This window comes from Kitasatospora sp. NPDC048540 (genome assembly GCF_040651175.1).
Taxonomy (GTDB): Bacteria; Actinomycetota; Actinomycetes; order Streptomycetales; family Streptomycetaceae; genus Kitasatospora.
In genome coordinates, this window is sequence record NZ_JBEZIR010000017.1 from 81829 (window position 1) to 95606 (window position 13778).

General features: G+C 76.4%; 12 protein-coding genes and 1 pseudogene. 7 read left to right on the forward strand and 6 right to left on the reverse strand.

Features of this window, described 5'->3' with window-relative positions; translation table 11 throughout:
• Positions 1-26: 26 nt before the first annotated feature.
• The 3 genes and pseudogenes from AB0D08_RS10050 to AB0D08_RS10060 all read right to left on the reverse strand — a co-directional run.
• A complete protein-coding gene (locus AB0D08_RS10050; RefSeq protein WP_051814341.1) occupies positions 27-713 on the reverse strand; it encodes a methyltransferase domain-containing protein in 687 nt (228 codons plus the stop codon).
• Positions 710-1495, reverse strand: a complete 786-nt coding sequence (locus tag AB0D08_RS10055) for a DUF2064 domain-containing protein (protein ID WP_359887510.1) — start codon at positions 1493-1495, stop codon at positions 710-712. Before AB0D08_RS10055 ends, AB0D08_RS10050 begins: the two co-directional genes overlap by 4 nt.
• A pseudogene (locus AB0D08_RS10060) lies at positions 1469-2158 on the reverse strand (glycosyltransferase family 2 protein); the annotation flags it as partial. The gene AB0D08_RS10055 and the pseudogene AB0D08_RS10060, both read right to left, overlap by 27 nt.
• A 156-nt stretch (positions 2159-2314) precedes the next feature.
• On the opposite strand from AB0D08_RS10060, the gene AB0D08_RS10065 reads away from it, so the two are divergent.
• Positions 2315-2998: a response regulator transcription factor gene (locus AB0D08_RS10065; RefSeq protein WP_051814343.1), complete on the forward strand. Its 684-nt coding sequence runs from the start codon at positions 2315-2317 to the stop codon at positions 2996-2998.
• 6 nt (positions 2999-3004) lie between these two features.
• Positions 3005-4177, forward strand: a complete 1173-nt coding sequence (locus tag AB0D08_RS10070; protein ID WP_033825736.1) for a HAMP domain-containing sensor histidine kinase — start codon at positions 3005-3007, stop codon at positions 4175-4177.
• 15 nt (positions 4178-4192) lie between these two features.
• On the opposite strand, the gene AB0D08_RS10075 is transcribed toward AB0D08_RS10070, so the two are convergent.
• Complete coding sequence (locus tag AB0D08_RS10075; protein WP_359887479.1) at positions 4193-5758, reverse strand: S8 family serine peptidase; 1566 nt, start codon at positions 5756-5758, stop codon at positions 4193-4195.
• A 95-nt stretch (positions 5759-5853) separates the two neighbouring features.
• Between AB0D08_RS10075 and AB0D08_RS10080 the strand changes: the two genes are divergently transcribed.
• Positions 5854-6384, forward strand: coding sequence for an ATP-binding protein (locus AB0D08_RS10080; protein WP_359887482.1), 531 nt, complete (start codon positions 5854-5856; stop codon positions 6382-6384).
• Positions 6385-6453: 69 nt separating this feature from the next.
• On the opposite strand, the gene AB0D08_RS10085 is transcribed toward AB0D08_RS10080, so the two are convergent.
• Positions 6454-8067 carry a serine/threonine-protein kinase gene (locus AB0D08_RS10085; RefSeq protein ID WP_359887485.1) on the reverse strand — a complete coding sequence of 538 codons (1614 nt, stop codon included), beginning with the start codon at positions 8065-8067 and terminating at the stop codon, positions 6454-6456.
• Between the two features lie 135 nt (positions 8068-8202).
• Positions 8203-9279 (reverse strand): NAD-dependent epimerase/dehydratase family protein, encoded by a 1077-nt coding sequence (locus AB0D08_RS10090; protein WP_359887488.1) that lies wholly within the window; start codon positions 9277-9279, stop codon positions 8203-8205.
• 210 nt (positions 9280-9489) lie between these two features.
• Between AB0D08_RS10090 and AB0D08_RS10095 the strand changes: the two genes are divergently transcribed.
• From AB0D08_RS10095 to AB0D08_RS10110, 4 genes are read left to right on the forward strand one after another with little or no spacing between them, the layout of a single operon-like run.
• Entirely contained in the window at positions 9490-10650 is a 1161-nt protein-coding gene (locus AB0D08_RS10095; RefSeq protein ID WP_359887490.1) for an MFS transporter, read from the forward strand.
• On the forward strand, positions 10647-11195 hold the full coding sequence (locus AB0D08_RS10100; protein ID WP_359887491.1) for a hypothetical protein: 549 nt from the start codon (positions 10647-10649) through the stop codon (positions 11193-11195). The genes AB0D08_RS10095 and AB0D08_RS10100 overlap by 4 nt, the downstream gene beginning before the upstream one ends.
• Before the next feature lie 9 nt (positions 11196-11204).
• Entirely contained in the window at positions 11205-12701 is a 1497-nt protein-coding gene (locus tag AB0D08_RS10105; protein ID WP_359887494.1) for a phosphatase PAP2 family protein, read from the forward strand.
• A 26-nt stretch (positions 12702-12727) separates the two neighbouring features.
• Positions 12728-13513 (forward strand): DNA-formamidopyrimidine glycosylase family protein, encoded by a 786-nt coding sequence (locus AB0D08_RS10110; protein WP_033822348.1) that lies wholly within the window; start codon positions 12728-12730, stop codon positions 13511-13513.
• Positions 13514-13778 lie beyond the last annotated feature (265 nt).

Consider the following 13778-nt stretch of genomic DNA (forward strand, 5'->3'; position numbering starts at 1 on the left):
GCGCGCCACCGGTTTCGGCCGCTTGATCACGATCGGTCACGGGCAGCCGAACGCGGGCCGTCACGGCGCAGGGCGAGGAAGGACCGGCCGTGCGAGGACCAGCGCTCGATCTCCGTCAGCCCGGCCGGCGCCGCCCGGCGCACGGTGGCGTCGGCGCCAAGGCGGGCCCAGGCGAACGGCGGGCCGAGCCGCCCGCCCGGGCCCTCGACCCGGACGGTCAGCCGCTCGTCGAGCGGGGCCGGCTCGACCTCCACCAGCAGGTGGCCGCCGGGTGCGAGCAGCAGGGCCGCCCGCCGCAGCAGCGCGTCGGGGTCGCCGCCGATGCCGAGGTTGCCGTCGGCCAGCAGGGCGGTGCCCCAGCGGCCCTCCCCGGGCAGCCGCTCGAACACCGAGCGGCACAGCGCCAGCCCGCCGATGCCGAGCGTCCGGGCCACCGCGTCGCGGGTGACGTCCACCCCGAGCGCCGGGACACCGAGCGCCAGCAGCTCCGCGACCAGCCGGCCGGGCCCGCAGCCGATGTCCAGCACCGGCCGGCCGGAGTCCAGGCAGCGCAGCAGCAGACCGTGGTCGGCGCCGGCCACGGGCCCGATCCAGCGGTCCACCTCCAGCACCTGGCGGGTGCCGTCCGGGCGCCGCAGCCACAGCGGTCCGCGGCCGGTCCGCATCGCCTCGGCGAACGGGTCGTCGGTCCAGGGCAGCGTGGCCGTGGTCATCGGCGGACCGCCGTCGCCGGTCCGGCCGTCGCCGCGGCGGCCTGTGGTGTGGTGGCCTGTGGCGCGGTGGCCTGTGATGTGGTGGCCTGTGGCGCGGTGGCCTGTGATGTGGTGGCCTGTGATGCGGCGACCTGGGTCCAGCGGGCCGCGAACCGGCCGCCGGGTGCCTGCCCGGCCACCAGCCGGGCGTCCTCGACCGTGTCCACGTCCGTCAGCTCGCCGAGGCCACGCACCACCAGCCCCTCCGCCGCCAGCCGCGCCAGCAGCTCGGCGCCGGTGCGCGCGGTCGACATCTCGACCCCCACCAGCAGCCTGCGGGCCAGCGCCGCGTCCGGACGGGCCAGGCCCAGCGCCCAGAACCCGCCGTCCGCGGCCGGGCCGTACCAGGCGTCGGTCCCGGCGCGCTGCGCGGGGGAGAGCGGTTCGGCCAGGGCGGCGGCGGTGAGCTGCGGGGTGTCCATGCCGACCAGCAGCGCGGGCGCGTCCGGGCCGGCCTCGGCGAAGGCCGCGGCGAGCCGGACGTCCAGCCCGCCCGGGACCTGCGGGACCACCTCCCAGCCGGGCGGCAGCCAGCGGCCCGGCGTACCGTCCAGGACCAGCAGCCGCCGGCCGGCCGGTACCGCCGAGAGCGCCGCCAGGGTGTCCACGAGCGCGGCCTCGGCGAGGGCGGCGGCCTGGACCGGCGTACAGGCGGGCGTCAGCCGGGTCTTCACCCGCCCGGGGACCGGCTCCTTGGCGATCACCAGCAGGGTCGGCGGCGGGGCGGCCAGCACCGCCCGCATGTCGTGGACGGCCTGCCGGGTGCCGCGCACCGTCCCGGTGACCTTCGAACGGCCGGCCCGGGGCCGGTACTCCACCGGCCGCTCGGCGATCCGCATCCCGGCCGCGGAGGCGGCCAGCACCATCTCCAGCGGGTAGCCGGAACGGCGGTCGCCGAGGCCGAGCGCCAGCAGCCGCTCCCGGCGGGCGGCCCGCATCGGCCCCAGGTCGTGCAGGGCGGCGCCGGTCCGGGCCCGCAGGCGCCTGGCCAGCTCGGCGTTGGCGATCCTGGCGTGCAGCGGCCACGCGCCGCGGGCGGTCGGGCGGCGCCGGCCGAGCACCAGGTCGGCGCTGCCGTCCAGCACCGGGCCGGTCACCAGGGGGAGTTGGCGCGGATCGAGGGAACCGTCGCAGTCCATGAAGCAGACCAGCTCGGCGGTGGCGGCCAGCAGCCCGGCGTGGCAGGCGGCGCCGAAACCCCGGCGCGGCTCGGCCACCACGGTGGCACCGAGCGAGCGGGCCAGCTCGGCGGAGCCGTCCGAGGAGCCGTTGTCCACCACGATCGCGCGCCAGCCGGACGGGATCCGGCCGAGCACCCAGGGGAGCGCCGCCGCCTCGTCCAGGCAGGGCAGCACCACGTCGACGGGCGCCGCATCGACGGGACGGGGAACGGGGGAACGGGACAGGGAGAGACTCGTCACGCGCCGAAGCTACCCCGGGGAATCGGGACAATTGCCGCATCGGCACCTTACGGAAGTCGTACGGGGCACCCCGGCGGTCGGAGCCGCCCGCCCCGCCTCCCTATCCTCGGAGACGTGATCCAGACACCCTCCACCGGCCGCATCCTCGTGGTCGACGACGACCCCACCGTCGCCGAGGTCGTCACCGGCTACCTGCACCGCGCGGGCTACCGGGTCGACCGCGCCGCCGACGGCCACCAGGCGCTCGCCGCCGCCGCCGAACACCGGCCCGACCTGGTCGTCCTCGACCTGATGCTGCCCGGCCTGGACGGCCTGGAGGTCTGCCGCCGGCTGCGCGCCACCGAGGCCGGCGCCGACCTGCCGGTGGTGATGCTCACCGCCAAGGGCGACGAGGCCGACCGCATCCTCGGCCTGGAACTCGGCGCCGACGACTACGTCACCAAGCCCTTCAGCCCGCGCGAGCTGGTCCTGCGGATCCAGTCCGTGCTGCGCCGCGCCGGACTCGCTGCCCCGGCCGGGGGCCCGCTGACCGCGGGTGACCTCACGCTCGACCAGCAGGCCCGCCGCGCCCACCGGGCCGGACGCGAACTCTCGCTCACCCTGCGCGAGTTCGACCTGCTGGCGTTCCTGATCCGGCACCCCGGTACGGCGTTCGGCCGGGAAGAGCTGATGCAGCGCGTCTGGGGCTGGGAGTTCGGCGACCAGTCCACCGTCACCGTCCACGTCCGCCGGCTGCGCGAGAAGATCGAGGACGACCCCGCCGCCCCGGTGCTGATCAGCACCGTCTGGGGCGTCGGCTACCGCTTCGACCCGGCGAAGGGCTGAACCACCGTGAACGACCTGCTGCTGATCGCCCTGTTCGCCGCGCTCGGCGCCGCCTCCGCCGGCCTGCTGGGCTGGCCCGTGGTCCGCCTGCTGCGCCGCCGCTCGGTCGCGCTCTCGCTGCTCATCGTGGCGCTGGTCACGGTCCTCGCCATGACGGCCGGCACGCTCGCCGTGGCGCAGGCGATGTTCCTCTCGCACCACGACCTCGGGGTGGTGATCACGGTGACCCTGATGGCCGCGGCCGTCTCGCTGGTCACCGCTGCGGTGCTGGGCCGCCAGGTGGTCGCGGGCAGCCGGGCGCTCACGGTGGCGGCCCGGACGGTCGGCAGCGACGCCGGGTTCACCGCACCCAGTGAGCCGCTCGGCTCGGAACTGGCCGCGCTCAGCGCCGAGCTGGCCGCCACCAGTGCCGGGCTGGCCGAGTCCAGGCAGCGCGAGCAGATGCTGGAGCACTCCCGCCGGGAGCTGATCGCCTGGATCTCGCACGACCTGCGCACCCCGCTGGCGGGCCTGCGGGCGATGGCCGAGGCGCTGGAGGACGGTGTGGCCGAGGACCCGGCCCGCTACCTGATGCGGATCCGCACCGAGGTGGACCGGCTCACCGGGATGGTCGACGACCTGTTCGAGCTGTCCCGGATCCAGGCCGGGGTGCTCACCCTGACCCCCGCCCGGGTGTCGGTCTACGACCTGGTCGGCGACGCCATCGCGGGCGCCCACCCGCTGGCCCGCGAGCGCGGGGTCCGGCTGGAGGGCGCCCTGGTGGCCGCCGAGCCGGTCGAGGTCGACGGCCGGGAGATCACCCGGGTGCTGGGCAACCTGCTGGTCAACGCGATCCGCTCGACCCCGGCCGACGGGGTGGTGGCGGTCGCCGCCCGCCGCGAGGCCGATGAAGTGCTGGTCTCGGTGACCGACGGCTGCGGCGGCATTCCCGAGCACGACCTGCCGAGGGTCTTCGAGACCGGCTGGCGCGGCGGAAGCGCCCGTACCCCCAGGACCGCGCCGGACCAGGCCGCGGGCCAGGGCGCAGGCCCGCACCAGGGCGACACCGGCGCGGGCCTCGGCCTGGCGATCGTCCGGGGCATCGTGGAGGCGCACGCCGGCCGGGCGAGTGTCCGCAACGTCTCCGGTGGGTGCTGTTTCGAGATCGCCCTGCCGTCGGCGGCGGCCGCGGTCGGCTGACCCGCGGCCGGCGGGTCAGAACTGCAGCGCCCAGCCGTCCAGCTGCCCGCCGAACGACTCGGCCGGGTCGTACACCCGCAGCCGCCAGACGCCGTTGGCGGGCGAGGCGGAGGCGTTGACGCCGATCAGCACGTGGTACGGGGACGGCAGCAGGTCGTCGGAGGCCGTCATCACCCGGTAGCTGCGGCCGTCCGGCGCGATCAGGTCGGCCGTCAGGTCCGCGGGCCAGTAGTGGGTGACGGAGACGTGGACGTCGAGCATCGCCGGGGCCCGGCCGGGGACGCCGGTGACGGTGATCGGCGATTCGGCCGTGTTGTTGTCGACGGTGACCGGGGTGGTGTTGTCGAACCGCTTGCCGAGCGGCGGGATCGGCGTGGTGCCGACGTACAGCAGCCGGTCGGTGGTGTCGTCGCCGGGATCCTGCTGCACCGAGCCGGGCGAGGCCGCGCCGGTCAGCGCCGCGGCGACCTGGGCGGGGGTGGCGGTGCGGTGGCCGGCCAGGTAGAGCGCGGCGGCGCCGGTCACGTGCGGGGTGGCCATCGAGGTGCCGGAGATGGTGTTCTCGGACTCGTCCCAGCCGATCCAGGCCGAGGTGATGTCGCTGCCGGGGGCGAACAGGTCCACCAGCGGGCCGTAGTTGGAGTACCAGGCGCGGTGGTCGTCCCGGTCGGTGGCCCCGACGGTGATCGCGGTCTGCACCCGGGCGGGCGAGTGCTCGGAGGCGTCGACGCCCTGGTTGCCGGCCGCGGCGGCGTAGGTGATGCCGGAGGCGATCGAGTTGCGGACCGCCGCGTCCAGCGCGTCGTCGGGGTCGCTGCCCAGGCTGAGGTTGGCGACGGCCGGCTTGTGGGCGTTCCTGGTGACCCAGTCGATCCCGTCGACCACCTGCTCGGTAGTGCCGGAGCCGTCGTCGTCGAGCACCCGGACGGCGACCACGGCGGCCTTCGGGGCGACGCCGAAGCTGCTGCCGGCAATGGTCGCGGCCACGTGGGTGCCGTGGCCGTTGCCGTCGTCCGCGTCACCGTCCAGGTCGACGGCGTCGTAGCCGGAGGAGGCCCGGCCGCCGAACTCGTCGTGGGTGACCAGCACCCCGGTGTCGATGACGTACGCGGTGACGCCCTGGCCGCCCGAATCCACGGTGGTCAGGCGGTCGTCGAGCGGCAGGCGCTTCTGGTCGATCCGGTCCAGGCCCCAGGAGGGCAGGCCGGTACGGGTGGTGTCGGCGGCGACCCGGTGGTTCTGCACCACCTCGGCCACCGCCGGGTCGGCGGCCAGCCGGCGGGCCTGGCGGTCGGACAGCTGCACCGAGTAGCCGTTCAGGGCGGCACCGAAGGTCCGGCGCAGCGTGCCGCCGTAGCGGTGGGCGAGCGTCGCGCCCGCGGACGCGGTGGCCTTCGCCAGGGTGGGCCGCAGGATGACCAGGTAGCTTCCGGGGACGGCGCCCGGGCTGTCCGCGCCCGCGACGACGCCCTCGGGCGGGGCGGCGGCGGTGGCGGGTTGGGCGGCGCCGAGTGCCAGTGCGGCCGTGACGGCCAGGGCGGCGAGCGCGCGGTGGGAGGAGTGGCGCAGGGGCAGTGCCATGGCGGCGGCCCTCTCGTGATGATGTAAGCCAAGATGAACAAGGCTTTGCCATCCATAGACTGACGTATCATCAGATTGGCCGCAAGGCCCCGCCGGTGGGGCCCGGCCGTCCGCCCCGCCCCGCCTCCGGTGCGCCCGACGCGGTGGTCCAGGCGGCCGACGCGTTCCGCCGCCGGGCCGGGTTCTGGGCCACCCTGGCCGAGGCACAGGACCGGCCCTGCGAACTCGAGGTCACCTGCGAGCCCACCCCCGTCGACCTGCCCGAGGACGACCTGACGGCCGTGATCGACTCGCTGGTCGGCAACGTCTTCCGGCACACCGCCGCCGGCACGCCGTTCGCGCTGCGGGTGACGCGCACCGCGCAGAGCGTGCTGCTCACCGTGGAGGACGCCGGGCCCGGCATCCTCGACCCCGACGGCGCCCTCGCCCGTGGCACCAGCGCCGGTTCCACCGGGCTCGGCCTGGACATCGCCCGCCGGGCCGCGGCCGCCACCGGCGGCGACCTGCGGATCGACCGCGGCCCGCTCGGCGGCGCCCGGATCACCCTCACCCTGGGCCTGGCCACCCCCGGCACCCGCCGCCCCCGCCGCGCCGCCCGCCGGGGCCCACGCGCCGCCAGGACCTGACGGCGGCGGTGCCCGGGCGGCGGCGTCAGGACCTGGCGGTCACGGCCCGGGCGGTCATGGCGCGGCCGGTCACGGCTGTCTGCTGAGGTGGCTGTCGGCGAACCCCTCCTGCTTCACCAGCAGGCGCCCGTCGGCCTCCAGGTCGAACGTGACCTGCTCGGCCACCTCCGCGCCGCACCCCGAACCGCTGGTGGTCAGCGACTCGGCGACCACCAGGGTCTGCTCCGAGGCCGTCACCAGGATCGAGGCCGCGCCGCAGCTGACACCCCCGGCCGTCGTGGTGGCGGCCCGCCCCACGGTGTCGCCGATCTGGCCCTGGACCAGCTGGATGCGGTAGGTGGCGGTGACCTTCTGCCCGCCGGTGGTGGTCACCACGCCCTGCCAGGTCCCCAGGAAGACCGCCGGCACCACCCCGGCCGGGCGCGACGGGCTCGGCGACGGCGACGGCGAGGGCGAGGGAGAAGGGGACGGCGAACCGGACGGCGACGGCGACAGTGCGGCGGACCCTCCCGTCACCGACCCGTCCGCCGAGGAACGGCCGCCCGGACCGCCGTCCCCCGCGTACCAGAGCGCCGCCCCGGCCGCGGCGGCCGCGATCAGCACACCGCCCGCGACCAGCGCAGGCACCGTCAGCCGCCGCCCCCGGCCGAGCCCGTCGGGGCCGACAGGGCCGACAGGGCCGGCCGGGCCCGTCGGCGGCCGGTCAGCCACCGGCCGGTCCACCGGCGGTGCCGGGGTGTCCAACTCGGTCACGGGCCCCGAGCGTTCCGCCGCCGGGTGGTCGCCCGCGGACTCCAGACCGAGCAGCTCGACCGCCAGCCGTGCCACCGACTCCGACACCGCGGGCGGCAGCCACCCCGCCCGCGCGCCCGGTGCGGCACCGTCCGCGAGCCGGTCCCGCAACTGCTCCGGCGTCGGCCGGTCGGCCTGCTCCTTCGCCAGGCAGGCGCCGACCACCTCACGCAGGGACGCATCGAGACCGGTCAGGTCCGGCGCCTCGTGGAGCACCCGGTACAGCAGCACCGCCGCGCTGATCCCCTCACCGAACGGCGCGGCCCCGGTGGCCGCGTACGCGAGCACCGCGCCGAGCGAGAAGACGTCACCGGCCGGACCAGCGGTCTGCCCCTGGGCCTGCTCGGGGGACATGAACCCGGGCGAGCCGATCACGAAACCCGACCTGGTCAGCGCGGTCGCCGCGTCCAGCGCCCGGGCGATGCCGAAGTCGATCAGACGCGGACCGTCCAGCGCCAGCAGCACGTTGGACGGCTTGACGTCCCGGTGCACCAGACCGAGGCCGTGCACCGCGGCCAGCGCGTCGGCCAGCCCCGAACCGAGGGCCCGGACGGCGGACACCGGCAGCGGCCCGAACTCGCGGACCGCCGCGCCCAGCGCCGGCCCCGCCACGTAGCCGGTGGCGACCCAGGGCCGGGGGCCGTCGGTATCGGCGTCCAGCACCGGGGCCGTCCAGTGGCCGCCGACCCGGCGCGCCGCCTCGACCTCCTGGCGGAACCGGGTGCGGAACTCGGCGTCCGCCGCCAGCTCGCCGTGCACCGCCTTGACCGCCACCGTCCGTCCGCCCGCCGACCGGCCCAGGTAGACCCGGCCCATGCCGCCCGCGCCGAGCCGCCGCAACAGCCGGTACTCGCCGAGCTGCCGCGGATCCTCCGGTTCCAGCGCCTCCATGCCCATCCCAACCCCACCCAGCCCCTCCTGCCGGCCCGGATCCGGGCCCGGTCAGGGACGACCGTACCGGTCCGCGGGGACGGCCGAGCAGGGAAGAACCGACTCCGCGTCAGCCCTCCGGAGCCCGGTCCCGCGTCAGAGCGCCGGTACCTGCTGCGGCTCGCCGCGCAGCGGCGCCTTCGCGAACTCGGCCATCCCCGCGGCGAATTCCACCGCAGGCCGCCACCCGAGCTCCGCCCGCAGCCGCCCGGAGTCCGCCGTCACGTGCCGTACATCGCCCAGCCGGTAGCGGCCGGTCACCCGCGGCGGCGGACCGCCGTACGCCGCGGCCAGCGCGGCCGCCATCTCGCCCACCGTGTGCACCGCGCCGCTGCCCACGTTGTACGCCCGCGAAGTGCCCGCCGGCCGCCCGGCGACCGCGGCCAGCGCCGCCAGGTTGGCCGCCGCGACATCGTCGACGTGCACGAAGTCCCGCCGCTGCCCGCCGTCCTCGTACACCTGCGGCGCCTCGCCGCGGGCCAGCGCCGAGCGGAACAGCGACGCCACCCCCGCGTACGGGGTGTCGCGCGGCATCCCCGGGCCGTACACGTTGTGGTACCGCAGCGTCAGCACCCGGCCGCCGCACGCCCGGGCCCAGGCCGAGGCGAGCAGTTCCTGGGCGACCTTCGAGGCCGCGTACACGTTCCGCGGGTCCAGCGCGGCGTCCTCGCCGACCAGCCCGGGCGCCAGCGGCGCGCCGCACCGCGGGCACGGCGGCTCGAACCGGCCCCCGTCCAGGTCCGCCTCCCGGCGCGGCCCCGGCGCCACCGGCCCGTGCACGGCACAGTGGTAGGCGCCCTCGCCGTACACCACCATCGACCCGGCCAGCACCAGGTCCCGCACCCCGGCCCGGGCCATCGCCGACAGCAGCACCGCCGTCCCCAGGTCGTTGCAGCCCACGTACTCGGGAGCGTCGTCCAGGTCGAGTCCGAGGCCCACCATCGCCGCCTGGTGGCAGACGGCGTCGACCCCGCGCAGCGCGTTGTCGACCACCGCGCGGTCCCGGACGTCGCCGTGCCAGAAGGCCACGCCGTCGGGCAGCGCCGGCCGGCCGCCGGGGTGGACGGCGGGCAGCAGCGCGTCCAGCACCCGGACACCGTGGCCGGCCGCCGTCAGCTGCGCCGCGATCCGGGACCCGATGAAGCCGGCACCGCCGGTGAGCAGAATCTCCATGCCCCGACGCTAACCGGCCCGCCCGGCGCCGAACGGTCACGACGGCACTCCGTCAGATGTCCGTAAGACGCAGCACTGTGATGGCGAGCGATGACCGGTGGCCGGCGGCCGGGCCGGTCGGAGCGGTGGAGCCGGGCCGCCCACGGGCCGGCGGTATGGTGCGGTACGGGAGGGAATGTCCGACACCTGCAGCCCGCCGGGAGGAGCCGAGTGCGCGACGCCCGTCCGAGCCCGGCGGCCCGGCCCTCCCGGCACCGCCGGGACGCGCTCCGGGCGTCGGTCCCGCTGCTGGCGATCTGCGCGGGCTACTTCATGGTCATCCTGGACGTGACCATCGTCAACGTCGCGGTGCCCGCGGTCGGCCGCGAGCTGTCCGCCTCGCTCACCGGCATCCAGTGGATCACCGACGGCTACACCCTGGTCTTCGCCGGCCTGCTGCTGACCGGCGGAGCCCTCGGGGACCGAGTGGGCAACCGCCGCGTCTTCTGCACCGGGGTCGCGGTCTTCACCGCCGCCTCGGCCGGCTGCGGACTGGCGCCGACCACCAGCGTCCTGGTCGCCGCCCGGCTCCTCGAAGGGCTCGGCGCGGCCCTGATCGTGCCCGGCTCCCTCGCCCTGCTCCAGCAGGCCTACCCCTCACCCGCCGAACGCTCCCGCGCCTTCGGCCTGTGGGGCTCGGTCGCCGGGGTCGCCGCCTCCGCCGGCCCCCTGCTGGGCGGACTGCTGGTCACCACCCTCGGCTGGCGCTGGGTGTTCTTCATCAACCTGCCCGTCGGCCTGGCCTGCCTCGCCCTGGTCCGGCGCGCCGTGGCGCCCTCCCCGCGCCACCCGGACCGCCGCCTCGACACCCCGGCGCAGGCCGCCGTCGTCGCGGCGGTCGCCCTGCTCGTCGCGGTCCTCAACGAGGCCGGCCGGCTGGGCTGGTCGGACCCACTGGTACTGATCGGCGCCGCCCTGTGCCTGGCCGCCGCCGGCTGCTTCGTCCTGCGCGAACACCTGGCCGCCACCCCCGTGCTTCCGCTGCCGCTGCTGCGCTCACGCGCGCTGAGCGGCGGGACGGTCATCGGCCTGCTCTTCAACTTCGCCTACTACGGCATGCTCTTCACCGCCAGCCTGTACTTCCAGCACCAGCGCGGCTACAGCGCACTGCGCACCGGACTCGCGCTCTTCCCGGCGGTCGCCGTCACCATGTTCGCCTCGGCGCTGTCGGGACGGCTCGCCCACCGCACCGGCGACCGCCCCCTGGTGATCACCGGCATGGCGGTCGCGGCGGCCGGACTGGCGGGCTGGGCCGCCGCCGGACCCGACCCGCGGCGGGCTGGGCCGCCGCCGGACCCGACCCGGCCTACCCGCTGCTGGTTGCGCCCATGACGGCGGCCGGCTTCGGCACCTCCTTCGCCCTCACCGGCTCCACCACCACCGTGATGGCGGCCGCCCCGCCGGGCTACGCCGGTACGGTCTCCGCCCTGTTCAACACGGCCCGCCAGGTGGGCAGCGCCGCCGGGGTCGCCCTCGGCGGGTCGCTCCTCGCCTCCGCCGCCGACCTCACCACCGGAGTGCGCACCAGCATGGCCGTCGGCGCCGCCGCCTACCTGTTGGCGGCCACCCTCGCGTACCTCTGCATCCCCCGCCCGAAATCCGGTCCGACGGACGGCCGGGGACGCGGCCCGAGAACCGGCCCGAAGCCGGGCCCGACGACCGACCCGGAGACCGACCCGGGGTCCGGCCCGGCCCGGAGCCCGCCGCAGGCCAGGCCCGGCAGCCGACCGACCCGCCGACCGCCCCGCAGACCCGCCGACCGTCCGGCCGACCCGCCGACTGAGCCACCCGCGGCTGCCCCCGCCACCGCCCCGAGCCGCCATCAGACAGCGCCCGCCGCCGGGGCGTCGGTGACGCGGCGGCCCGCTCCGCCGTAGGCTCGCCCCATGCGAGCGATCAACGATCTCGACCGCAGGCTCTTCAACCGGGTGGCGCTGAGCCGCCTGCGCGGCGCGCACCCCGTGCTGCCCAGACTCACCAGGGCCGCCAACCACGGCGTGCTCTGGCTGGGCACCGCCGCCGCCCTGGCCGCCACCGGTGACCGCACCGCCCGCCGGGCCGCACTGCGCGGCGTCGGCGCCCTCGCCCTCGCCTCGGTGTCCGCCAACATCGTCGCCAAGGGCCTCACCCGGCGCCCGCGCCCGGTCATCGACCAGGTCCCGGCCGTCCGCCGGCTGCTGGTCCAGCCCGCCACCACCTCCTTCCCCTCCGGGCACTCCGCCTCCGCCGCGGCCTTCGCCACCGGGGTGGCCCTCGAAGCGCCGCTGCTCGGCCTCGTGGTGGCGCCGGTCGCGGCCGGCGTGATCGCCTCGCGGGTGTACGTCGGTGTGCACTACCCGGGCGACGTGCTGGCCGGCGCCGCCCTCGGCGCCGGCCTCGCCGCCCTCACCCTGCGCTGGTGGCCGCTGCGCGGCACCGAGCCGGCCGCCGCAGCGCCGCCCGCTGTCGAGGCGCCGGCCCTGCCCGGAGGCCGCGGCCTGACCGTGGTGGTCAACCCCGGCGCCGGCGCCGACGGCCCGGACGGCGCCGTCGAAGAGCTGCGCGCCCTGCTGCCCGAGGCCGACCTGCGGGTGGCCGGTCCCGACGACGACCTCGCCGCGCTGATGGACCGCGCCGCCGCCGACGCCGCCCGCGCCGGCGGAGCCCTCGGGGTCTGCGGCGGCGACGGCACCGTCAACCTCGCCGCCACCGTCGCCGCCCGCGCGGAGCTGCCGCTCGCGGTCTTCCCCGGCGGCACCCTCAACCACTTCGCCGCCGACCTCGGCAGCCCCGACCTGCGCTCCACCGCCGAGGCCGTCGAGGCCGGCAGCGCGGCCGGCGTCGACCTCGGCCGGGCCACCGGCGGCCACGGCGAGCACGGGGACCACGACACCGACCGGTCCTTCCTCAACACCTTCAGCATCGGGATCTACCCGGACCTGGTCCGGGTCCGCGAGGCCCACGAGAAGCGGCTCGGCAAGTGGCCCGCGCTCGGTCTCGCCCTGGTCCGGGTGCTGCGCACCGCCGAACCGATGCACCTCAGCGTCTCCGGGGTGCCCCGGCAGCTGTGGCTGCTGTTCGCCGGCAACGGCCCGTACCAGCCGCGCGGCTTCGCCCCCACCCACCGCAGCAGCCTCCAGGACGGCCGGCTCGACATCCGCGCCGTCGACGGCAGCACGCCGTTCGCCCGCACCCGGCTGGTCGGCGCCTTCCTGCTCGGTACCCTGGGCACCTCCCGGGTCTACCGCGAAGTACGGCTGAAGGCCCTCGACCTGACGGACCTCCGCGGAGTCGGCCACTTCTCCGTCGACGGCGAGGTGGTCCGCGCCCCGGACCGCCTGCTGCTGCACAAGTCGCCGCGGGCGCTGACCGTCTACCGCCCCGAGCACCCGTCGGTGCCGTGACGAGCCCGCGCCGGAGTTGAGCCCCGATGCCCGAGGGCGACACGGTCTACCGCGTCTGCGCCGACCTGCACGCCGCGCTGGCCGGCCACCTGCTGACCAGAGCCGACCTGCGGGTGCCCGCGCACGCCACCGCCGACCTCACCGGCCGCCGGGTACTCGAGGTGGTCCCGCGCGGCAAGCACCTGCTCACCAGGATCGACGGCGGCCTCACTCTCCACACCCACCTGCGGATGGACGGCCGCTGGGCGGTCTACCGGGCGGGTGAACGCTGGAGCGGCGGTCCGGCGTTCCAGATCCGCGCCGTCCTCGGCACCGAGCAGCACACCGCCGTCGGCTACCGGCTGCCCGTCGTCGAACTGCTGCGCACCGCCGACGAGCAGCGCGCCGTCGGGCACCTCGGCCCCGACCTGCTCGGTCCCGACTGGGACGCCGCCGAGGCCCGCCGCCGCCTCCTCGCCCGGCCCGAGCGGCCGATCGGCGAGGCCCTCCTGGACCAGCAGAACCTGGCCGGCATCGGCAACGTGTACGCCAACGAACTCTGCTTCCTCGCGGGCGTCACCCCCTGGACCCCCGTCGGCTCGCTGCCCGCCCTCGACCGCCTGCTCGCCCGCGCCCGCCAACTCCTGGACGCCAACAAGCTCCGGCCCGGCCACATCACCACCGGCGAGACCAGGCCCGGACGACAGCACTGGGTGTACGGCCGGGCCCGCCGCCCCTGTTCCCGCTGCGGAACCCCGCTGCGCACCGCCACCCACGCCCAGGACCGTCCCGCCACCTGGTGCCCGCACTGCCAGCGCGGCCCGGTGGGGTGACGCCGTCACCTCGGCGGCGGACGAAATCCCACGTCACAGCGGCATTTCTGACAGTGTGTCGACAAATCGTGATGTCGTGATTGTGATCTTCGCCCGATAGGTCGAGCAAAGATCATGCAAAGCTTCGTGCTCGGTGGAACCGGCCACGACGGCCACCCCCCGGCCACCCATAGGGTCTCCTTGGCATTCGCCCGTCTGTGCGGATTGTCGGTATCTGTTGATCCATCATGGGGAGTTTTTCGTGGGGGCTTGGCGAGCACGAACG

Excerpts from the sequence above, each read along its gene's own strand:
- AB0D08_RS10085 (WP_359887485.1), bottom strand. The coding sequence starts at position 8,067 with ATGGAGGCGCTGGAACCGGAGGATCCGCGGCAGCTCGGCGAGTACCGG.
- AB0D08_RS10110 (WP_033822348.1), top strand. The coding sequence starts at position 12,728 with ATGCCCGAGGGCGACACGGTCTACCGCGTCTGCGCCGACCTGCACGCC.
- AB0D08_RS10090 (WP_359887488.1), bottom strand. The coding sequence starts at position 9,279 with ATGGAGATTCTGCTCACCGGCGGTGCCGGCTTCATCGGGTCCCGGATC.
- AB0D08_RS10100 (WP_359887491.1), top strand. The coding sequence starts at position 10,647 with ATGACGGCGGCCGGCTTCGGCACCTCCTTCGCCCTCACCGGCTCCACC.
- AB0D08_RS10050 (WP_051814341.1), bottom strand. The coding sequence starts at position 713 with ATGACCACGGCCACGCTGCCCTGGACCGACGACCCGTTCGCCGAGGCG.
- AB0D08_RS10075 (WP_359887479.1), bottom strand. The coding sequence starts at position 5,758 with ATGGCACTGCCCCTGCGCCACTCCTCCCACCGCGCGCTCGCCGCCCTG.
- AB0D08_RS10105 (WP_359887494.1), top strand. The coding sequence starts at position 11,205 with ATGCGAGCGATCAACGATCTCGACCGCAGGCTCTTCAACCGGGTGGCG.
- AB0D08_RS10055 (WP_359887510.1), bottom strand. The coding sequence starts at position 1,495 with ATGCGGGCGGTGCTGGCCGCCCCGCCGCCGACCCTGCTGGTGATCGCC.